The sequence below is a fragment of the Aliiroseovarius zhejiangensis genome, from assembly GCF_014656375.1.
Taxonomy (GTDB): Bacteria; Pseudomonadota; Alphaproteobacteria; order Rhodobacterales; family Rhodobacteraceae; genus Aliiroseovarius; species Aliiroseovarius zhejiangensis.
Genome location: NZ_BNCH01000001.1, coordinates 677,111 through 698,667 on the forward strand (window position 1 = coordinate 677,111; position 21,557 = coordinate 698,667).

15 protein-coding genes and 1 tRNA gene are annotated in these 21,557 nt (G+C 59.8%); 10 read left to right on the forward strand and 6 right to left on the reverse strand.

Going from position 1 to position 21,557, the window contains the following annotated elements:
- The first annotated feature begins 30 nt into the window (after positions 1–30).
- Complete coding sequence (locus tag IE188_RS03465) at positions 31–1,440, forward strand: DUF6880 family protein (RefSeq protein WP_191285046.1); 1,410 nt, start codon at positions 31–33, stop codon at positions 1,438–1,440.
- Between the two features lie 73 nt (positions 1,441–1,513).
- Here the strand turns inward: IE188_RS03465 and IE188_RS03470 are convergent, their stop codons facing one another.
- The 3 genes from IE188_RS03470 to IE188_RS03480 all read right to left on the reverse strand — a co-directional run bounded on the left by IE188_RS03470 (position 1,514) and on the right by IE188_RS03480 (position 4,071).
- Positions 1,514–2,815, reverse strand: a complete 1,302-nt coding sequence (locus IE188_RS03470) for a type II toxin-antitoxin system HipA family toxin (RefSeq protein WP_191285047.1) — start codon at positions 2,813–2,815, stop codon at positions 1,514–1,516.
- Position 2,816: 1 nt separating this feature from the next.
- The gene (locus IE188_RS03475; RefSeq protein ID WP_191285048.1) at positions 2,817–3,068 is read right to left on the reverse strand and encodes a helix-turn-helix transcriptional regulator; all 252 of its coding nucleotides are present in this window, start codon (positions 3,066–3,068) and stop codon (positions 2,817–2,819) included.
- A 139-nt stretch (positions 3,069–3,207) separates the two neighbouring features.
- Entirely contained in the window at positions 3,208–4,071 is an 864-nt protein-coding gene (locus tag IE188_RS03480; protein WP_191285049.1) for a hypothetical protein, read from the reverse strand.
- Between the two features lie 219 nt (positions 4,072–4,290).
- Between IE188_RS03480 and IE188_RS03485 the strand changes: the two genes are divergently transcribed.
- The 3 genes from IE188_RS03485 to IE188_RS03495 all read left to right on the forward strand — a co-directional run bounded on the left by IE188_RS03485 (position 4,291) and on the right by IE188_RS03495 (position 8,105).
- Positions 4,291–4,355, forward strand: a tRNA-Cys gene (locus tag IE188_RS03485).
- A gap of 516 nt (positions 4,356–4,871) precedes the next feature.
- Complete coding sequence (locus IE188_RS03490) at positions 4,872–6,992, forward strand: coiled-coil domain-containing protein (RefSeq protein WP_191285050.1); 2,121 nt, start codon at positions 4,872–4,874, stop codon at positions 6,990–6,992.
- A 45-nt stretch (positions 6,993–7,037) separates the two neighbouring features.
- On the forward strand, positions 7,038–8,105 hold the full coding sequence (locus tag IE188_RS03495; protein ID WP_229836453.1) for a TAXI family TRAP transporter solute-binding subunit: 1,068 nt from the start codon (positions 7,038–7,040) through the stop codon (positions 8,103–8,105).
- A 97-nt stretch (positions 8,106–8,202) separates the two neighbouring features.
- On the opposite strand, the gene IE188_RS03500 is transcribed toward IE188_RS03495, so the two are convergent.
- The 3 genes from IE188_RS03500 to IE188_RS03510 are packed head-to-tail and all read right to left on the reverse strand — an operon-like array spanning position 8,203 to position 11,529.
- Positions 8,203–10,128, reverse strand: coding sequence for an AAA family ATPase (locus IE188_RS03500; protein ID WP_191285051.1), 1,926 nt, complete (start codon positions 10,126–10,128; stop codon positions 8,203–8,205).
- Between the two features lie 48 nt (positions 10,129–10,176).
- Positions 10,177–10,698 (reverse strand): hypothetical protein, encoded by a 522-nt coding sequence (locus tag IE188_RS03505; RefSeq protein ID WP_191285052.1) that lies wholly within the window; start codon positions 10,696–10,698, stop codon positions 10,177–10,179.
- Positions 10,699–10,701: 3 nt separating this feature from the next.
- Positions 10,702–11,529, reverse strand: a complete 828-nt coding sequence (locus IE188_RS03510; RefSeq protein WP_191285053.1) for a helix-turn-helix transcriptional regulator — start codon at positions 11,527–11,529, stop codon at positions 10,702–10,704.
- 733 nt (positions 11,530–12,262) lie between these two features.
- Between IE188_RS03510 and IE188_RS03515 the strand changes: the two genes are divergently transcribed.
- From IE188_RS03515 to msrA, 6 genes are all read left to right on the forward strand, one after another.
- Positions 12,263–14,905, forward strand: coding sequence for a beta strand repeat-containing protein (locus tag IE188_RS03515; RefSeq protein ID WP_191285054.1), 2,643 nt, complete (start codon positions 12,263–12,265; stop codon positions 14,903–14,905).
- Positions 14,906–15,000: 95 nt separating this feature from the next.
- Entirely contained in the window at positions 15,001–17,037 is a 2,037-nt protein-coding gene (locus tag IE188_RS03520; RefSeq protein ID WP_191285055.1) for a hypothetical protein, read from the forward strand.
- Between the two features lie 24 nt (positions 17,038–17,061).
- Positions 17,062–19,032 (forward strand): type I secretion system permease/ATPase, encoded by a 1,971-nt coding sequence (locus IE188_RS03525; RefSeq protein ID WP_191285056.1) that lies wholly within the window; start codon positions 17,062–17,064, stop codon positions 19,030–19,032.
- 1 nt (position 19,033) lies between these two features.
- Positions 19,034–20,386 carry an HlyD family type I secretion periplasmic adaptor subunit gene (locus IE188_RS03530; protein WP_191285057.1) on the forward strand — a complete coding sequence of 451 codons (1,353 nt, stop codon included), beginning with the start codon at positions 19,034–19,036 and terminating at the stop codon, positions 20,384–20,386.
- A 155-nt stretch (positions 20,387–20,541) separates the two neighbouring features.
- On the forward strand, positions 20,542–20,991 hold the full coding sequence (gene msrB, locus IE188_RS03535) for a peptide-methionine (R)-S-oxide reductase MsrB (protein WP_191285058.1): 450 nt from the start codon (positions 20,542–20,544) through the stop codon (positions 20,989–20,991).
- Positions 20,988–21,497, forward strand: coding sequence for a peptide-methionine (S)-S-oxide reductase MsrA (gene msrA / locus IE188_RS03540; RefSeq protein WP_191285059.1), 510 nt, complete (start codon positions 20,988–20,990; stop codon positions 21,495–21,497). Before msrB ends, msrA begins: the two co-directional genes overlap by 4 nt.
- Positions 21,498–21,557: the final 60 nt, after the last annotated feature.

Genomic DNA, 21,557 nt, shown 5'->3' on the forward strand with positions numbered 1-21,557 from the left:
GTTAGCTCGCAAGATGAAGTGACATGATCCATGGCTCGAAAACCCTCTCTTTCCATCGAAAAACTGACCGAGTTGCCCGCTCAGAAGCTTGCCCAACTGGTGCTGGATGAGGCCGAGCGCAATGCTGGCTTTCGCCGTCAGGTCAAAGCGGCGCTTGCCGCGAAATCCGGGCCGGAAGGCATTGCGAAGCTGATCGACCGGCGGCTGTCAGGGCTTGAACGCGCCAAAAGCTTTATCGAGTGGGACAAAGCCCGCGCCTTTCGCGGTGATCTGCAAAGCCTGATCGACACAATCGAGGCCGAGCTTGCACCGGCCGCACCGGATATGGCGATGGACCGTTTCATACGGTTCATTGCCACCCACGAGCGCGTGTTCGAACGGGTCGACGATTCATCAGGCCATGTTCAGGATGTCTATTACCTGGCAATCATAAGCGCCGGGAAATTGGCGGCACAGCTGAGCACCTCCGAGGCCGCGTTGCTGCCTGATAAAATCATGGCACGCCTTGGTGAAACCACGCATGGCTATCTGGCCGACCTGACCAAGGCCACCGCACCACATTTGCCGCAATCTACGCTGGCGCGGTGGGATGCGGAGCTAGACGCCGCGATTGCGCAGCGCAAAATTGAAGAGGCCAAGATTTCGACTGATCGCTGGCATTATTCCATGACCTCGCAATGGTCAGAAATGCGCCAAACACTTGCAGAAGCACGCGGTGATATGGACCTGATGATCGCCCTGGAAAGCGCCAAAAAGCCACATATGCAGGATGTTCAGGGGATGGCTGTGCGTTTGTTGACTGCGGGTCGCGCCGATGAAGCTCTGGAATGGGTGCGCAAACCTGGATCACGCGTCAAAGGTCAGGATGACGCGCTGTCCCCCAGTAGGGTCCAGATTGAAGCGTCTATTTTAGAAGCGCTGGATGACAAATCAGCAGCTCAAGCACTGCGCTGGCAGTGCTTTGAGAACCGACTATCAGCCGACATCTTGCGCGATTATCTGAAAAACTTACCTGACTTTGATGACATTGAAGCCGAAACAAGAGCTTTGCAGTATGGCCTGTCTCATCAGGTTCCGGAGTTGGCCTTGCGGTTTTATCTCGATTGGCCACGCCTTGACCTCGCCGCGCAGGTCATCCTTCAGCATCACGCTCATTGGGATGGTGGTCTCTGGCACAGCTTGCCCAAAACGGCAGAAACGCTGGAACATGAGCATCCGGCGGCGGCAACGATCCTCTATCGCGCGCTTCTGGACGACATCCTCAAGGCGGCGCGATCCAAGGCATATGGGCATGGGGCGAGGTATGTGGGAAAACTCGCCCTGCTGGCCGAGGCTGCTGATCCCTTCCTTCCGGAAGGAGTCATGGCACACGAGGATTATATGGCCGAGCTTCGAAAAAACCATGGCAGAAAATCCGGGTTTTGGGGGCGGGTTGGGTAGACGGGCCCCCGCATCCAGAACGGTCTCATCATGGTTGGCGCCGGATATTTGGGCGCATTCATGCCGTCAAGCATCAGGTCAACAGGTGCAACCTGGCCTTCAGCGCGCCATCGATCGAAGCAAGCAACGCCTCAGGGAAACCCGCCGGAAGCTGATTGAACGTGGCCTCAACGATCGCGTGCGAAGTCTCCTGCAGCTCTTCGAACAGGCGCTTCACGACTGCGCGGGACAAGCCGGATTGAACTCCGGTCTCCACGATGTGGCGTCCCACGATATTTGCCACTTTGTAGTGGTTTGAGTTTCCGAAATTCATAGCGAGCTTGAAGTATTTTCTCTCGATCTGCCGGGCGTCGACGGTGGGCTGCACCGTCAGCACATCGTAAAGCGGTGTCATGCGGAAACGGCCGCCGGGTAGGAGGCTGACGCTGAAGTTCTTGCCATGGCCGTCTGTTGCACCCAGCAACCAAAACAATACGTTGGCTTTGAAAAAATCGTACCGATCTTTGTTAGGATCATCACTCCCCAACAAGAGTTCCATGATATCAGAGATGCCTGGCCCGCCCTCGTTCTGGTATTTTTGAGTGGGCACAATGGATAATGCTTGGCAGCAATCCTCCTGCGGCAGACGGATCAAGCGGCCATCAGACGTCCAGCGCCGATCAAAACGCTCAACCACCAAGGCTTTCTTATCGCCAAACTGAGCGATTTCGACGTTCGCAGCCCGAAGCCCAAACGCCTCCATCAGCTTCAGGCACAGGTATTCGTTTTCAACGCTGTCGGACAGGTCCATACCGTTGGGCAGTCTACCAATTTGCGGCTTAATGATGTGCGTGGTTGGCGTCGTGCCGGTTGGCTCAATCCACTGGCCATCTTTACGAAGCAGCGCGGTTTTTTCCTGTGCACCAGCGACAGAAATGCGGAAATCATTCTCTCGGCGGATACCCAGTGGTGCTAGATCGAGGTCGCCCAAAATGGCCCCGATCTGCGCCTCGTCGACAGGTTCTCCAGTCAGCTCGGACATTGGCTGTGGCTCTTGCCCGTCGGGCAGAAACTGAAGCGCACCGATGCAGTCCCGCCCAATTTGTGACAGCAAGCTGAAGGCATCGACGCCTTCGGCCCCGACACGTTCCGCGACCCTTCGGCGGATGACATCGCTATCGGGCAACAGGTTGTCAAAGACGGCCATCACAGGTGCGCCGCTGTACCGGTTCTCCTGCAACGGCAACGACAACGAGACCGGCATCCGGTGCTCCCATTCGAGCCAGTCACGTGCATAGGCGAAACTGACGCCGCCCGAGGGCTCACGCACCAATTGACCCACGAGCCGCGAGTTCAGAAAAACGTTCAGCGGTGTGTAGCTGCGCTTGCGGCCCATGTCAGAAGATGTCCTCTAGCCCGTCTGATGTGCCTTTACTGCGCTCGTTCACCGTTATCTCGAGCTCCAAGGCCGCGATCAAATCGAATACCGTTTCCAGCTTGGTGCCCCCACTGCCGTTCTCAATTTTGGAAATTGTCTCTTGCCAGACACCGCTCATTGAGGCGAGTTCCTTTTGGGTAAGGTTCTTTGCCTTTCGAGCCTGGCGAATTGCGTGGCCCAAGTTTTTTGATGTACGAACGAGGTGCTTCATGGAGGTTCTCCTGCCACTCCATATGGCCTATAGATCATAAATTGTCAATATGATCTACAAGTCATAAGTTCGCAATATGATCTGAACACCATAAAAATCGACGACATTGGTGGCTGTCTCCCAGACTTCACCAATGCTCTCACGCCTTCAGCCCTACAGCACGAACCTGCTCGGGCGTCACAAGCTTTGACGCGATCAAATCCTCGATCTGCCGGTTGGTGATGTGGCGGCATAGAGGATGGCGCTCGTGAATCCACTCGGCGAGGCTGGCGCGCCCCTTGGCTTCGGCTTCTCGCGCTTTCTCTCGGTCCGCCTGTACCTGGACAAGCCCCTTCTCCCAACGCCGCATCTTGAACCAGTTGTCCGAGAAACAGACCTTGCTGCGCGTGTAGCCTTCGCTTTCCTTGGCATAGGCTTTGATCGCTTGCTTCAGATCATCGGGCTCTACCCCGGCTTTCACAGCCGCTGCGATCAGGCGCAGACTGGTTCGCCGGTCTCGGATCCTGTCTTCGGGATAGGCCGCCAAGATCTTCTCAGCTTCAAGATCTTCAACCTCCTCCGCCGCCTCGCGCCTGCGCGTAGGTGGTTTATGGATGGTTTTAGGATGGTTTGGGGTCCACCGTGAACCCCGTACCCCGTTCACGGTGGACCCCGTACCGGGTTCAGGCTGGACGGGGTTCATAGTGACCCCCGTCTCAATATCGGGTTCAGCCGTGGGTTCGAGCGCGGCCACGCGCTCCAGAACGATGCGGTAAATGACGGTGTAGCCATTCTTGCAGTGCCGCCGCCCCGTCTCAATCAGAATGCCTTCTCGCAAGAAGTCGATGATGGTGCGCTTGACCGTGCTCTCGCTAAGCTCTGTGTGGCGCTGGATCGTCCCCTTGGAACACCAGATGCCGGAGCCGTCATCGCTCGCTTTGTCGGCCAAGAACATGATGATCTGCTTGCGCGCGGCGCTGCCAAAGCGGCGCTCGGCGCATTCATTTGCGATACGCCAGCTCATGGTCTCACCGCCAATTGGGTTGAGCTCAGGCCGGAAATGCCGTAAATGTTGAGACGGAAATATACTTCTGTGCCGTTGAGGTGGGTGGCCGCCCCCTCAGCGGTTTTTCTTTGCCTTGTCGTCAGAGCGGGAGACTGTGAAAAACCGTTTACTTGGGCCTCGTAACCTATTGAAAAGTGACCCTGAACGAAACAAGTCCGTTTACAATTTTTCCCTATGAAATCAATGAAGTTTTCCGGATTGCAAATCCGTGTACACCGGTTCGATTCCGGTACTCGCCTCCATGTTTCGTGGTGATGCGCATTCCCTCGAGGCTGGGTGCTTTTGGCGTGAACCGGTTGTCGATGGCATCGGCTCAGTTTTGGAGCTGGTCAGGGCTGTCACTACACAGCGAAGTTCAAGTAATTGGCGCACCGCTCCTCGACGGCGCATCCTTTCTCGATCGGCTGTTCATCAGCCTATACGACCCTCGACCCCGACATGAGATCTGAGCCTGCAGGTCTTTGCGGATAAGGGCCCGTGAACGGTGCTATCCCCCACTGAATCAAAGGGATTGTTCGGGACAACGAGCAGTTCTGCGCAGCTTGGCTTGACCGCGATTCTCTCAGGTCGAATCGACTCTCGGCCGAAGTTATGTTAAGGAGATAGGATTAAAGTTTTAATGGTATTTGGGGGGATGCCGTTTGCATGCTTTTATTTTTAGAGCGTTTTTTTGCCTGATTGTTCTTCTTCTGCCGCTTCACGCAAGTGGTCAGACATCACTGGAAACACCTGACGATCAAGGCCCGTCCACTACGTCGTTGCGCCAAATACTGGCACTATTGGAAGACGAGATCGAACAGGCAACACAAGAGCGCGACCAACTGCTGGAAGAAACCGCGGCTGCCGAAGCCCGGCTTCGGTCGATTGAGGACGAGCTGGTTCAGCAGCAAGACCAATCGCGCACCAATCTGCTTTTGGCGGCTGAAATCGAAAGAACCCGCAAATCGCTGGAAGGTGAGCTGTCCGAGGCACAGAAATTGCTGGACAAATACACGTCGGCATCGGAATCCGCGTCGCTCGAGCTGGCCGAACGACAGGCCAAGGCAGAACAGATTGCCGCAGACACTCAGGCAGCACAGGCGGTCCTGACGGGGTTGCAAGCGAAGATCGAGACGTTGAAAGATACCGCTGAACAACTGCGTCTGGACAGCGAGAAGGCGGACGACATGGCCGCAGAGATCGCCGATCTCGAAACGCGGAAGGCCGACGGCACCGCCGCTCTTGAAGACCTGACCGCGCAGATAGAGGCTGCCCGCACCGAGCTTGAGGGGCTGAAAGCTGGTATTGCCGAAGACGTTGCCGCACACGAACGCACAAAGAATGAACTTGCCGCCTCTGAAACTCGGCTGACGGAACTGCGTGACGGCATCGCCGAGGCCGAGGCAGACGCCCTACGGCTGGAAGAGTTGCAAGCCCAGACGGCATCGTTGTCTCAGAAAGTCACGGCGTTGACGGATGACATCGAAGCCCGGGAACTCCGTCTGACCGATCTGAACAACCAGATGAAAGACGCGGAAAACAAACTTGCCAACACGCGCGACGCGATTTCGGACGAAACCCTCAATCTTTCTGCGCTGCGCACCGAACTTGCCGCGGCACAAGCGATCATTGACGATCAGAACGCGGCAGAGGCAAAGCTCAAAGAGCTTCGAGCGGAACTGGCAACGGTGAAGCAGGCGCATCAGATGGCGGTTTCACAGACCGCAGCCGCGAAGCAGGATCTTCAGACGGTAAATGCCGAACTGGCCCAGACCCGCGATGCGCTGGCAGTGGCATTGACCGAAGCCGAGGCTGCCGAGGCCAGAACTGCCGGTGCCGAGGAAGATCTGGCGGCGGCCACAGGGCAGCTTGAAACTGTAGAAGCGCAAATTGCCGAGCAAGAGTCGCTGGTCGTGGACAACACCGACGCCCGCGCCAGTTTGTCTGCGCTCAGGACTGATATTCAGGCTGCAACGGCTGAAAAAGAAACGCTTGCCGAGTCGTTGGCAGCCGATCAGCAAGAGCATGCGGCGCTGCAGGCCGATATCGCTACGGCCAAGACGAATCTGGCCACCATTGACGAGACCGTAACGGCCCAGCGCCAGTTTCTTGCCGAACTGACGGATGAAATCGGCAAGAGCCAGGCGCGCCTGCTCGACCTGGCACAACAAACCGCCGATGCCGAAGCGCGGCAGCAGGAGCTTGATCAGAAGCGTGCCGAACTGGCCGAACTGACGGAAAAAAGCAGTGCCATCTCGGACGAGCTTGACGCCCTGCAAGACAGGATCGCCGTGACGCAGGCAGAGCTGGACACCACGCAGGATGAACAAAAGAGTCAGTCTGCCGAACTGGCGCAAACCGTTGAGAAGCTTAAAAATGCCCGCAACGAGCTGGCCGGGATCGAGCAGGCCAAACGCACCCGCGAAGATGAGGTGGCACAGCTTGAAGAGGAGTTGGCTGAACTGCGCACCAACCGCGAAACCGTCCGCGCCAACATTCACTTCATGACCCAGACCTTGACGGGGTTGATCGGGACTGGCGCGTCAGCCTCAACCACAGCGCCGCCGACCGTTGTCGAGACCGCACCGCAGGCCATGCCGGTTGTGGCCTCGCAAACGGAAGACGCCCAAACGACCGGCGCAACGGACGCGCAATCGCCGGATCGTGGCGAGCCAAGCCAGGTCGCGCAGCGCCGCCGTGCAGTGCCGTTGACCGCAGTTCAGGTGCAAGCCTTGCTGTCGCAAACGCCCGGTCTGTCCGGCGCCGACCCCGACGCGCTGGCAGTATTGCGGACCGAACTGGAAAACGGTGCCTGTACGGTGCAAGCCCTGCAATCGGCTTTTGGCACGGTCAACCGGCAGACCCTTGTTGCAATGGTTCGCGAGATCGGCCCGTGTTGATTAATTGAAAGATAATTAAGCATTTAAGAAGAAGGAGATAAGCAAGTGAGACAATTTGATTTCGGTATTTTCAAGCGGATTTGTCTGGGCGCTTGCCTGATGGTCGGGACGTTCGGCGGCACCACGGCTTCGGCGCAGGAGTTTGGCAAGAACATTCTAACGGGCGGCCCCAACGGCACATATATTCAGATCGGCCGCGATCTGGCCGAAGTGGCCGACGCCTGCGGGCTGACATATGCCATTCAGGAAAGCGCCGGGTCGCTGGAGAACTTCCTGGGGGTGCGCAGGCGCTCGAACACCCAGTTCGGCATCGTGCAAAGCGACGTGCTTGAGTACCTCAAGACATATGCCAGCGACGACCCGAATATCGCCCGCGCGATCTTTGGCGTCCGCATCGCTTTCCCCTTGTACAATGAAGAGGTCCACATTCTGGCCCGTCGCGACATCGCATCGCTGGCCGGTCTGAACGGCAAACGGGTTGCGGTCGGGGTCGAAGACAGTGGCACCTTCCTGACCTCGTCTCTGGTGCTGGATCTGGCGGGGGTCAAACCGTCTGAACGGGTCACGATCAACGCAACGGATTCGATGGAGCGCCTTCTGGCAGGGGATATCGACGCGATGTTCTATGTCGCCGGGGCGCCGACGAAGCTGTTCCAATCCGACCAGATCGACGCGGCACAATTCCATCTTTTGCCCATCGACGATCCCACGCTCAGTTCGGTCTATGTGCCGACCAGCATTGCGGCGGGCACCTATCCGTTTCAAAGCGACGCGATCGACGTTGTCGCGGTCAAAGCGGTGCTGATGACATATGACTACAACGCGAAAAAGAACGAGTATCACAGGCTGAGCTGCAAGGCGGTGTCGGACATGTCGAACCTGATCCTTACAAATTTCCGCCAGTTGCAAGAGGTCGGCCACCCGAAATGGAAGAGCGTGGACCTGAACGATATACCGCCGGGATGGGATATCGGTGAATGCGTGAACGCAGGTCTTGCCGACAGCTATCAGATGCAATGCGCCTCTCCTGCCCCGATGGCGGCGGATGAATCGCTGGAAAGCCAGGCGAACGAGGCATACCGCGCCCGCATCTGCGCCGCGATTGGTTGCTGACGCCTGCGTGGCACGGCGTTTGCGCACTGCGCGGCGCCGTGCCAATCGGTGCTGATCGGGACCGGGCCACCTGATAGCGAAGTCAGCGAATGCCGGATCAGGGGGCGTTCAGGGCGGCCTTGGTGGCGTCGCTTGATCCGTCGCTCGCCGCAAGATCAATGGGAAACCAGTCTGACACGGCACCGGCCGACACGCCGTCCACCACCTGCGCACGCACTCGCCAAAGCGCCGCGCCTGCGGGAACGGGGTGACGCAGGACCGAGCTTTCGATCCCTTCTTTTGCCGTAACCACCCTGCCCTGATGATCGGCAAACTCGATTGCATACAGGGCCGGGTCCGCCCCGGTGCCGCTGGTCCAGACAAGCACTGCTGTCTGACCGTCCACCAGGAACGACAGCAGAGGCACAGGCGCCGCTGGCGCCCCCTGCGCGCGGTCCGGCGGCGGCGTGGTCAACCGATCCGCAGCGGCTTCGACCTGACCCGCGGCCTGTTCATACCACCTGCGCGCCAGCACATGATCGACCGGCACCCCTTCGCCCAACTCGTAAATCTGTCCCAGAAAATACGCCGCACGCGCGTGACCCGAACTGGCTGCCAGAGCAAAGGCCACCACCGCCGCCTGCGGGTTCTTGTCAGCCACGGTCAGTGCAAGCCGATACCAATCGTCGACTTCTTCCGGTGGTGCGCCGAAGCTGTCCAGCACAGCCAGGGCTGCCGATGTGTCGGCAAGGCGCGGCGGCGGAGGTGCGGCGGCCACCGCCTTCGGCAAGGCAGGTTCATCGCCGCTTCCCTTGGTTGTATCTGCCGCGACATCCTCTTGCGTTCCGGCGACCCTCTCGGTCCCGGGCGCAGGCTCCCCCCCCATCTTTCCCGCAAGCATCGCCGTATCGGTTGCGCCACCTGAATCGCGCGTGTCTCGGGCCGGTCCGATGACGCCATAGGCCACCAGCGCAAGGCCGGCCACCCCGGCAAGACCGGCAGCCAGCCTTGGGCGGGACCGTTTCCCGCGCTTGGTGGCGGGGTGCGCGGCGGGCGAAGGCTTGGGATCAGGTGCCGCGACCGGATCCTCATCCGGATTTTTCACCGACGCAGATGCAGGCGGTGCAGCGGGGGCAACCGTGCTATCGGGCATTTGCACCTTCCGGTTGCTCTTGAAACTTGGCGGCGGCAGGTCCGGCAGGTCCCCGCCGTCGCCGGTCGCCACTGGTGCCTGAACATCCAGCTTCAGACCCAGGGCTTTCGTGGTCGGCAGTTTGCACCGCTCGACCATCGGGGTCTTGATCTGGGTCTGTCCCAGCGACCGGGCCTCATTCAGCAACATCTGGCAAAGCAGGTTGATCGCTTGCGGGTGTCCTTGCGTGCGGTCGTGGACCGCCTTGAGCGCCTCATCCTGGAAGCCCACATCATTGACGCCTGCGACCGTCAGCCGATGCCGGACATAGCCCGCCGTATCCTTGTCCGCCATCGCATCCAGGTTGAAGGACGGCCCCAGCAACGCGGCCGAGGTCTGGTCAAGCCGCGTCAGCAGATCGGGCAGACCCACAAGAACAATCTTGAACAACGCATTCTCGGGCCCGTCATTCAGCCGTGCGATATCGAATAACGCAAAAAGATGCGCGTCTTTCAGGTTATGCGCGTCTTCGACGATGACGGTTGGCAGGTCGATGTCCTGCTTCGCGGCCTCAAGGCTTTGTTCCAGAATACGACGGTGCAGATCCTTTTCCCCCGGCCCCGGATCAGCGCCGAACGCTTCGAGGATTGCGCGACAGGGGTCGACCTTGATCCGGGGACCGTACGGGCAGATGCCAAGCAGTCGGGCGGATTGTGCGTCCGACATCACCTTGCGAACCACGGTCGATTTTCCCGCCCCCTCGGCGCCGGTAAACACCGTCAAAAGGATGCCGCTGTTGATCGCAAAGGCCAGACGGTCGACCGCCAGCGCGTGCACCGCGCTCCAATAGTCATACTCGGGTGAGGTGCTTTGAAACGCATCGACAGTCAGGACGGGATCAGGGTCAGACATTCAACCTGTTACCTTCGTTTACATTCCAGTCTTGCCCAAGGCGCCGGCTCAGGCGGGGTACCCGTGGTTCTGGATCAGCATCCACACATCAGAATTCAACGCTTTGAGGTCATTCAGCGACTGTTCGATGTCATCAATGGTCGCCCCATCCAAAGCCGACTTTTGCCCGACCTTGATCTGGTTCTTGCGGTCGGCCACCCGCATCCGGATGGTCGAAATATCGCCGCTTTGGGAGTTAAATGAATAAATGCAATGATTGTACTTGTTGCGCAGGCCGGACAGCAGCTTGATCCGGCGGGTGATTTCCAGCACCGCCTCTCGTTCCGTCTGTGACACGCGTTCAAGTTTCGAAAGCCGTTCGACAAGGTCGATCCGGGCGCGCGTGGTGTTGAGCGTCAGAAAGATCACCACCGCGGTCTCTTTATCCGTATGCGACAGCCCTGCGATCAGGTGGATCAACAGGCTTTCGGTGTTTGTCCAACTGTAATTCAAACGGCCAAGCAGCAGCAGGAACCGGTCAAAATCCCCGCCGGGTCTGTCCTGTGGGTCTGGGTGATCAACGGCGGTCATGGATTACCTTCCCTGCAGTCTGTCCAATGTTTGGCCGTGCGACAGGAACCAGTTCGTGGCGCTGACTCTGTTATGCACCTTGAGCTTGCCGAAGATGTGATGAACATGCAGCTTCACCGTATGTTCGGACAGGCCCAACTGTTCGGCGATGGTCTTGTTCGCCATTCCGGTGGCCAGCAGACCCAGCACCTCTGCCTCGCGCACCGTCAGGTTTGGCAAGGCCGGCGGCGGAGGGGTCTTCTCTGCCGTTTCATCCGCCTGACCCGTCACCTGTGAAGCCCCGGGTTCAGCCCCGGCAGAGGTCGGGTTTTGACGGGTCAGCAATTCGGCGGGGACGAACGCCTCGCCCAGAAGCAGAAGCCTGAGCGCGGCGAACCAGGCGTCCAGAGACGATTTCATCGGCAAGAACCGCAGAGTGTGTTCGTCTGATGAACCCGCCAGTTGTTGGCGCAACACGCGCCCCGTCTGCGCCGAGGAATAGGCAAGCACCTTGCCGGCACCGCTGTACACCGGGTCCAGTGCGGGCCGGGTCCGCAGATAGGTTTCCATCGAAGGTTCGTCGAAGATGATCAGGTCCGCGGCCAGCTTGCTGACATCATCCAGCGCGTCCAGATCTGAAACGCTGCGAAGGCGCATCGCAGTAACGTCCTTGAATTCATATTCAAGCGTTCTGAGCAACCGGTCGGAGAAAACCATACTGTTTCCCAGAAAAATCAGGACGGTATGATCGGGTTGTGTCAATGACTTCGGGGCCTGGGCAATCGGCTCTCTCTGCTTATCTTGCATCTGCAACACAATACATCCTCCAATACTTCGTCCGTCGAGGAGCACATAGGCCTGCCAGTGTGGACTGGCTGACCGGCACCGGTGACGTCGCGTGATTTCCTGACAGTTGCTCCTGTCAAAAAGAAATATCTCTAAACACTTCAGTCTAAAATCGTAATTATATTCCCATGACTATAACACAGTTGGCCGCGTTGAACAAATTTTCGCCATATTTCCCGTAAACCCGGTCGAAAACTAATCAATTCGTACTAGGGCCGCCACGCGCAACATGTGCAACTCGCCTTTGGCGTGTAAATCAAGGGGAGTCGATCTAGTTAGAATCACGCAAAAGGTCAGCATCACTCGATCCAAAGTTGATTCTGAACCGATCAGCGCCGCGTTCTTGAACAAAAAAATGCCGCATTTCAAAACCCTGCACAGCTAAACCCTTTGTCCGGCTGTTTTTCGGGGCAACTCCAATACAGGCTAAGCGTGCGTCTGCATTTTCAGGCGCCGTAGTGTGAATTGGTTCAGCAAGTTTATTGAAACAGCCAGGTCGGCAGCCCGCCTTTTCGGGCAAGCAACATCAGGCACCGATCCATATTTTCGGATCAAACACTGGTTTCGACCGGCACAGCATAAAGGGGGTACGCGCATTCAGCTTCACGCGGCTGATCCTGTTTTGCCTCGGCAATCCGCTTCACCCGCATCTCACAACATCAAACCTCAACCATGCCCGCAGATTGGCCACTTTGGAAAGACTGGTGGCGTCCATGGGCATCAGTAAAGGATTTAAGTCATGTCAAAAGACAGAGGACATCACACCGCCAACCAGTTCGCCATCGGCGAAGTGCAGGTTGACGAAGCGAATTTCGACGTCGATGCAGATATTGATGTCGGCTATGCCGATGTTGATCTTGACGCCCAGCAGCAGCAACAGCAGCAGCAGGTCGACACGTCGGATGTAAACGACAACGCCAACAGTCAGGGCCAGGATCAAGGTCAAGGCCAGGATCAGGGTCAGGGTCAGGACCAGAACCAACAAGCAAGTTCCGACCAAAGCCAGACCAATGGCGGAGATGACAGCAACGACAACTCCAATTCGGTCAATATCGACTTTGGTGGCGGTGAGTGGATCCCGCGTGACGACGATGTCGTGGACATCGACGTCAAGGACGGCACCGTTGAAAATGTCGTGACCGCTGGGGGCGACATCGCTCTGGATCCCGGCGACGACATCGGTGACATCATGACCAACGTCAGATTTGGCGCGGGCAATGATACCGGCGTTGTGAACGTGCAGGAGGCTTACCTGTCCGACGATGACCACCTAGGCGCAGCCTCGGTGGCCAACAATGGCGACTTCACCCAAAACGGCAATGCCAACGGTGGCAGCGCCTCGGCTGGTGACGGTATCGCAAATGACACCTACACCGGTGACGGTGGTTCGGGTGCGAATGCGGATGGCGGCCAAGCCAATGGTGGCGAAGCCATCGGTGGATATGCCGATGCAACCGGCGGCACCAGCGGTGATGGTGGCGACAGCGACGCGACCGGCGGCGATGCTGGCGACAGCGGCGAAGCAAGCGCACTGGGCCTGGGCCTTGGCCTTGGCATCAGCGGCAATTCTGGTCAGACCAATGGTGGCGACAGCGGTGACGCGGATGCCAACAGCGATGCGACCAGCGATGTCAGCAGCAATAACAACACCCAGGGGTTTGGCGGTAACAGCGGCGACTCCTATGCCGAAAGCGACGCCAATGATGGCTCGATCAGCAGCGATGCCAACGGCAACGCAGTTGGTGGCTATGGCACCGGCGGTGATGGCGGTGACGGCGATGGCGGCGACGGCGGCGACGGCGGTAACGGTACCGGCGGTGACGGCGATGGCGGCGACGGCGGCGACGGCGGCAACGCCCATGGTGGCGACGCAACCGGCGGCATTGGTGGTGCTGGCGGAGACGGCACAGGTGGCGCTTCGACCACTGGCAATGGCGGCGACGGCGGTGATGGCACCGGCGGCGACGGCGGCGGCGGTGATGGCGACGGCGGCGACGGTGGCGACGGTGGCAATGGCACCGGCGGCGATGCGGTCGGCGGTTATGGCACCGGCGGCATTGGCGGCGACGGTGGTGATGGCGCTGGCGGCGACGGTGGCAATGGCCCCGGCGGCGACGGCAACGCAAACGCCAACACCAGCAACTCGGGCTTCAGCGACAATGACGCTACGACCGACAACGATGCCTCCAGCGACAATGATGCAACCGGAAACGGCGGCGACGCCGGGGCAGCATCTGGGGCCGCAGCCGGCGCAGCAGCCGGGCTTGGACTGCTGAATCTTGCAGGTGCAGGCGCCATGGCTGGCGACCCGACGGCAACGGCCGGCAATGGCCCAGCCGATGCGGGTGGTGCGTCAGACGCAGGAGGCAACGCCGATGCGGCCGGTGACGGCAGCGGTGATGGCGATGCTGATGCCAGCGGTGACGGCGGCAAAGGCACCGGAGGCGCCGGAGCCGGCGGTGACGGAGCCATGGGTGCCCAAGGCACCGGAGGCACCGGAGCCGGTGCAACCGGCGGCCAAGGTCCGGGTGGTGCAGGCGCAACCGGTGACGGTGGCGACGGTGCAGCCGGTGACGGCGGCCAGGGTCCGGGCGGAGCCGGTGCGGCTGCAAACGGCGCTGACGGCGGCCAAGGCCCCGGCGGTGACGGAGCCATCGGTATGGGTGGCGTCGGCGGCCAAGGCCCCGGTGGGGCTGGTGCAGTCGGTGCAGCCGGTGACGGTGGTCAAGGCCCGGGTGGCGATGGTGCCATGGGCGATGGTGGCGACGGCGCCATGGGTGACGGTGGCATGGGCGGTGACGCCGATGGGTCCGCCGACGCCAAGAATGACGTCGACGGCACCGCAAGCTCGACCGCAGATACCGGGGACGGCGGCCTGGCCGATGTCTTCTCGGAATCGGCCACTGACGGTTCAGCCGACAGCATGGCAGATGCCATCTCGGGCTACGGCGGTGCGGCGGACACCAACCAGACCTCGTCCGCCAGTGCCGATGGCCAGTCCGGCGGCACCAACACCGCAGCCAGCGGTGCCGGTGGCATGGGTGGTACGGCCAACTCGACCGGCGGCTACAGCGGTGACGCCATGGGCGGCAGCTCGAACGGCGGCATGGCAGATGCCAGCGGCGTGACCGGCGGCATGGGTGGCACGGCCACCAATGGCGCAAGCGGCATGGCCGATGGCGGCAAATGGGGTTCAGGCAATGGTGACGACGGTTATGTCACCGGCGAATCCTATGCCTCGGCCGCAGCCGTGGTGGACACCGCCGCGTTCAATCAGAGCATCGTGATGGGTGCCAACGTGCTGGGCAACACGGTCGACATGACCGTTGTTGGCGGCTCGATGAGCTCGACCTATGTCGGTGACGATTCGAACGACGCCTAAACAATCAACGTCCGGGGCCGCTTGTCGGCCCCGGACCCGTTCAGTGCCAGGTTCGTTTGTTTGACAACAGTATTCAGCAAGGAGTTGACGCAGCCATGAGCCTTGACCAGACAACCGAGTCCATCGCGCACTTCATTGGTTTGTTCCACCTCGCTGAAAACGAAGCACGGCTCAGAACGGATTACTACGAATTCAAACTGAAACAGAAACTGGCCGAGGCGGGTGAATTTGAGTTCAAGCCCGTCCTCAACAAAGCCCCTTTTGAACTGGGTAAGTTCAACCCCCACTCACAGTACACGCCAATCCCCGAACCGCCTGCTCAAGTCGCAGGAAACGGGTCACTCGCCCTTCCGGCGCTGACCGTGCCGCTTGATGGCACGGGCGCCGTCGGATCGGATGGCCCCGTCCCGATCGACACCGGGGCTGCGGTGGATTTCATCATGGGCAGCGTCACGATCCTGCCTTTCATCCCCCTGCCCTCATCCGTGATCACGGTGACGATCCAGACCATTCACCTGGATGACAACGATGTGATTGGTGATATCGATGCGGCAGGGTTCCAATCGCTCGACGGTCTGTATGCCGCGCTTGAGGCCGCGATCGAACTGGCCGAAACACTCCAGCCCTGGACCACTGACGGGCTGATTGCCGAGCTTCTGGACGATGCCGGAAATGTTCTGCCATTCCTCGACATGATCAACGCGGTCGAAGACCCCGAAATCGAGGGGCTGAACGTCACGATCATCGAAGACGAGGACACGGAAGGTGTGTATGTCAACGGCGAACTGGTCGACGAGGTGCCGGAACTGGACGACCATCTGCCCGCCTTTATCAAAGCAAAGCGCGACAAGCTGGACGACGACGAGGACGACGACCAATTGGCCGGTGTTGCCAAGGATCAGGTCATCCTGGACACCGGAAACGACGCTTGGCCAACCCCTGTCAATTCCGAACACAATGTCAGCGCCGGCGCGAACGAGGCACATAACCATGCCGCAATCCACACAAGCTGGATCGACGCGGGCGTCATCGCCGTGGCTGGCGATGTGATCAACCTGAACGCGGTGTCTCAGGTCAACGTGCTTTATGACACGGACCAGTATCACGACACTCTCCAGAACGACCCAAGCGCGCCGTCACAGGCCCAGAACATCGCGTCAACCCAGATCGACAACCGCGACGTTCCTGACGGGTTCGAAATCGAAGCATCGGCGTCAACCGACCTGCCGACAAACTGGCATGTGGTGCGGCTGGAAGGCGATGTGACTGTCACCAACTATCTGCAACAGCACACGTTCGTGATGGATTCCGACCGGCTGGACCTGACATTTTCGGCCAACTCCACCTCGATCGTGACGGGCGAGAACCTGACCTACAACCTTGGTGCGGCCGCCGATTTCGGCCAGGGCTATGACCTGATTTTCGTTGGTGGCACCATGCTGTCGCTGAACGTGGTCAATCAGACCAACGTCCTGTTGGACAACGACCAGTTCTATGGCTCGGGAATGGATGACGCCGCAGTGTCGGGGCACGACAACCTGTTGCGCAACGAGGCCAGCATCCACCAGGAAGGTATCGACACACAGGTCGACATGCTGGACGATTTCAAGACCGCGCTGGACGAACTGCAGCAAGGGGTCGACGACCTGTCGGCTGCCGTGGCCCAAAGCGCCTATTTCGAGGGGCTGGACCAGCTCAGGGTTCTTTATATCGACGGTGATCTGACCCAGATGAACGTCGTCGATCAGGTCAACTATCTGGGCGATATGGATCAGGTGCATATGGCACTGGATTCGGTCCAGTCCGCTCTGGACGACATTCCGGTGGCCATTACCACCGGGTCCAACCTGTTGACCAACACCGCGTCAATCACCCAGACGGGCTTTGACTCGGATGTGATGGCGGGTGGCGATTATTATAACGACGCCCTCCTGTACCAGGCCGATCTGATCGACACCGACGCCAACCCGTCGGGCGTCGGCATGACCGGCCTGACAAACGAAGCCGTGGCCTTTCTGGCCGATGACATGATTGCCGATGCGGTGAATGACTCGCTCGAAGCCGCAGGCATTGCGAACGACGCCCATACCGGCGGCACGGCGTTGGACGTTATGCAGACAATGACAACTTAATCCATTTTCAAAGCGAGTGATTACATGACCAATGCGGCACAGCAGGTCCGCGACCCGGAAGCACCTTCAAAACCACGGTTGGTGTTGAAAACGGTCGACCGGGTCGAAACCGAGACGCAGCCGACATCCAAGATGGACGGCGCGGGGATCGGTGTAACCATCGACCAGAAGGCGAACCAGCCGATTTCAAACAAGACCAACCCTCCCCCCACCCGTTCCGGCGGTGGTGGTGGCGACGGTGGCGGCGGAGGCGCCAATTTCCACAAGCGGATCGGACCGCAGGACTTTTCGCAAAGCCTGAAGGAAGGCATGGCCGCCGTGCGCGGCAACCTTCTGTTCGTGATGGTGATGACCTGCGCCACCAACATCCTGATCCTGTCGATCCCGATCTATCTGTTCCAGATTTCCGACCGGGTGCTGACCAGCCGGTCCACCGACACGCTGATCATGCTGACCATCGTCATCGCGGGCGCGGTGATCCTTCAGGCCGTCTTTGATGCGGTCCGGCGGTTCGTGCTGATGCGCACGGCGGTCGAGGTCGCGGCGAAGCTCGGCACCCCGATCCTGAGCGCCGCGGCGGCGGCATCATTGAACGGCACCGGGCGCGAATATCAGACGCTGGGCGATCTTCAGCAACTGCGCGGCTTCATCGTGTCGGGCACGCTGATCTCGTTCCTTGACGTACCCTTTGCGCCCCTGTTCATCCTGGCGATTTTCCTTGTGCACCCGCAGCTTGGCATGATCGTGATCGTGACCTCTCTGCTGTTGCTGGTGATCGCGCTGATCAACCAGAAAGCCACCGCAAAACCCTTTGCCGAAGCCAACCTGGCGCAGTCCAAGGCAAACATGCACCTGGATTCGATGTCCCGAAACAGCCAGATCATCAACGCGTTGGCCATGATCCCCGAGGCCGTGTCGATCTGGGGCAAGGACACCGCCGCATCACTGACCGCGCAGGTGCGCGCGCAGGACCGCAACATCATCTCAGCCGCGTTTTCGCGTGGCGTGCGCCTGTTGACGCAGATCGGAATGCTGGGCTGGGGCGCGTACCTGGCCATTCAGGGCGAGATCACGGGCGGCATGGTCATCGCGGCGTCGATCATCGCGGGTCGCGCGCTCGCCCCGATTGAGGGGTCGATCGAGGGGTGGAATGCTTTCATCCTGACCCGCGGCGCCTATGGCCGTATCCGCACGCTTCTGCAAAACTCTAAACTGCAATTCGAAAAACTGCGCCTGCCCCGACCCGAAGGCCGGCTGGATGTGGAACGTCTGCTGTTCGTGCCCCCCGGCACCAAGGATGTGGTGCTGAACGGTCTCAGTTTCCAACTAAACCCCGGCGAAAGCCTGGCGATCATCGGCAATTCCGGCGCGGGCAAGACGACGCTGGGCAAGATGCTGGTTGGCTCGATCCTGCCCACATCGGGCAATGTGCGGCTGGACCTGATGGACCTGCGCAACTGGGAACCGCGCCAGTTCGGTGAAAGCATCGGCTATCTGCCGCAGGACGTGCAACTGTTCCCGGGTTCGATCAAGGACAATATCGGCCGGATGCGCGCCGATGCGACGGACGAACAGATCTATGAGGCCGCCAAACTGGCCGATGTGCATGAGATGATCGCCAACCTGCCGCAAGGCTATGAAACGATGGTGGCCGCCGATGGCTCGCCGCTGTCGGGCGGGCAGAAACAGCGTATCGCGCTGGCGCGCGCGTTCTTCGGCAACCCCCGCATGGTAGTGCTGGACGAGCCGAACTCGAACCTCGATGCGGCGGGCGACAAGGCGCTGGCGCGCGCCATAGAACATGCGCGCCGCAGCAAGATCACCGTGGTCGTGATCACCCAGAAACCCGCCCTTCTGGACGTGGTCGACAAGATCATGCTGATCCGCGACGGCTCGATCGCGCTGTTTGGTACGCGCGACACCGTGTTGCAGCGGATCCGCGACGACCAGCGCGCGCGCCAACAGCCACCCAAACCACTGGGGGAGCAAACCTGACATGACCCAGTCGAACCTTCCCGCCAACGCCGTCGTCATCCACGAATGGCATGACAAGGTGCCGCGCTCGATCAAGAAACACGTGATGTTCGGACTGCTTCTGCTGGTCGTGACCTTTGGCGGATTCGGCGCATGGGCGTTTCGCGCACCGCTTGCCGCTGCGGTCATCGCGCAAGGCAGTTTCGTGGCCACCGGGCGCAACAAGATCGTGCAGCACCTTGAAGGTGGAATCATCCATGAAATCCTGGTCAGAGAAGGCGACGAGGTCTCGGCGGGCGACGTTCTGCTGACCCTTGATGAAACCGCCGCGCTGGCAAACCGGCGCGAATTGCACATTCGCAAAGCGCGGCTTGAGGCGACCGTGACCCGTCTTGCCGCCGAGTACCGCGAGCTGGAACAGCTCGATTTTCCGCAACAGCTTTTGGACGAGGCCAGTCAGGATCAGGAAATCGCGTCGATCCTTGATGGTCAGCGGCTGTCATTCAGCACCGCCCGCGCTTCGCTGAACAATGATGTCTCGCTATTGGAACGCAACATCAACGCGCTCGAAATCCGCAAGACCGGGTATCAGATCCAGCATGATTCCCACGTCAAGATGGTCGAACTGCTGGATCAGGAATACGCCGACAAAAGCAAATTGCTGAGCGGTGGTCTGATCCGCCAGACCGAGGTGAACGCGCTGCTGCGCGCCAAAATCGAAGCACAGGGCCAGATCGGGCGCCTGCAAGCCGAGGTGAACGAAAACGAGCAGTTGATGCTGAAACACCAGACCCAGATCGAAAAGGTCCGCAGCCTGTATCGCGAAAATGCGTTGGATGAATTGCAGGTCATCCAGGCCGAACTTGAAAGCGTGCGTGAAAAATACCGCAAGGCGGAAAACGTCCTGACCCGGTCCGAAGTCACGGCCCCGGTCAGCGGCACGATCCTGCGCCTGCACTATTTCACCCCCGGTGGGGTGATCGAAACCGGCAAGCCCATCGCGGAAATCCTGCCCTCCAGCGCGCCCCTGATCGTCGAGACCTTGATCCTGCGCACCGATATCGACAGCGTGCATCGTGGGCAGAACGCCGTTGTGCGGCTGACGGGGCTGAACGCGCGTACGACGCCGGTGCTGGACGGCACGGTCGATTATGTCTCGGCGGATGCGATTGCCGACAACGCAAACGGTGTCACGCGCGAAGTGTTCGTGGCACGCGTAACCCTGTCGCCCGAAGAACTGGCCCGTGTCAAAGGCTTCGTCCCGACGCCGGGTATGCCGGCCGAGGTGATGATCCAGACGGCCGAACGGACCTTTGCGCAGTACATTGCCCGGCCGCTGGCCGACAGCATGGCGCGCGCGTTCCGGGAACAATAGGGAACCGGGAAGAACGCGCTTTCCGAAAGTGCGATGCCAGCGTGATATCCGGCGGAGGCATGCAGTCGGTTGTGGGCCGCGATCCCCGCCCCATGGAAATTCAGCCATGCAACCCCCATCTTAGACAGGACTGACTTTTCCAAGGGGGTTCAGATTTGAAGACTTATGAAAAATCCGCTGAAGCCATCGCCAAACTGTCGCCTGAACAATATCGCGTGACGCAGGAGAACGGCACCGAGCGTCCGGGTAGTGGTGAATACCTCGGCAACAAGGAGCCCGGTATCTACGTCGACATCGTTTCGGGCGAGCCGTTGTTTGCGTCCTCGGACAAGTATGAAAGTGGCTGCGGCTGGCCCAGCTTCACCAAGCCGATCGAGCCTGCCCATATCACCGAGCTTCAGGATGCCTCGCTCGGGATGATGCGGACCGAGGTTCGGTCGTCCCATGGCGACAGCCATCTTGGGCACGTGTTCCCTGACGGGCCAAAGGACCGGGGCGGGCTGCGCTATTGCATCAACTCGGCCTCGCTCAGATTCGTGCATCGCGACGATATGGAGGCGGAAGGCTACGGGGACTATCTCAATCAGGTGGAGGATATCGGATGACACAAGAGCGTGCAGTTCTGGCCGGGGGGTGTTTTTGGGGGATGCAGGATCTGATCCGCAAGCTGCCCGGCGTGATCTCGACCCGGGTGGGATATACGGGCGGCGATGTGCCCAATGCCACCTATCGCAATCATGGCACCCATGCCGAGGGGATCGAGATCATTTTCGACCCTGATAAGATCACCTATCGCCGCTTGCTGGAGTTCTTCTTCCAGATCCATGACCCGACCACACCGATGCGGCAGGGCAATGACATCGGGCCGTCCTATCGTTCCGCGATTTATTACGTGGATGATGCACAGAAGGCCGAAGCCCTGAACACCATCGCGGATGTCGAGGCATCCGGCCTGTGGCCCGGCAAGGTCGTCACTGAAGTTGAACCCGTGGGCGATTTCTGGGAAGCGGAGCCTGAGCATCAGGATTATCTTGAGCGCGTTCCCAACGGATACACCTGCCACTTCGTGCGCCCCGACTGGGTTCTGCCCAAACGCGACGCCGCCGAATGACAGGTTAAACCAGGACGCGGGCTGGTCATACCCGGCCCGCGCGCCCGATCTGTCGCAGCA

Coding starts and splice junctions, on each gene's coding strand:
- msrA (WP_191285059.1), top strand. CDS start 20,988: ATGACACAAGAGCGTGCAGTTCTGGCCGGGGGGTGTTTTTGGGGGATG.
- IE188_RS03465 (WP_191285046.1), top strand. CDS start 31: ATGGCTCGAAAACCCTCTCTTTCCATCGAAAAACTGACCGAGTTGCCC.
- IE188_RS03480 (WP_191285049.1), bottom strand. CDS start 4,071: ATGAGCTGGCGTATCGCAAATGAATGCGCCGAGCGCCGCTTTGGCAGC.
- IE188_RS03525 (WP_191285056.1), top strand. CDS start 17,062: ATGACCAATGCGGCACAGCAGGTCCGCGACCCGGAAGCACCTTCAAAA.
- IE188_RS03470 (WP_191285047.1), bottom strand. CDS start 2,815: ATGGGCCGCAAGCGCAGCTACACACCGCTGAACGTTTTTCTGAACTCG.
- IE188_RS03530 (WP_191285057.1), top strand. CDS start 19,034: ATGACCCAGTCGAACCTTCCCGCCAACGCCGTCGTCATCCACGAATGG.
- IE188_RS03475 (WP_191285048.1), bottom strand. CDS start 3,068: ATGAAGCACCTCGTTCGTACATCAAAAAACTTGGGCCACGCAATTCGC.
- IE188_RS03505 (WP_191285052.1), bottom strand. CDS start 10,698: ATGACCGCCGTTGATCACCCAGACCCACAGGACAGACCCGGCGGGGAT.
- IE188_RS03520 (WP_191285055.1), top strand. CDS start 15,001: ATGAGCCTTGACCAGACAACCGAGTCCATCGCGCACTTCATTGGTTTG.
- IE188_RS03500 (WP_191285051.1), bottom strand. CDS start 10,128: ATGTCTGACCCTGATCCCGTCCTGACTGTCGATGCGTTTCAAAGCACC.
- IE188_RS03515 (WP_191285054.1), top strand. CDS start 12,263: ATGTCAAAAGACAGAGGACATCACACCGCCAACCAGTTCGCCATCGGC.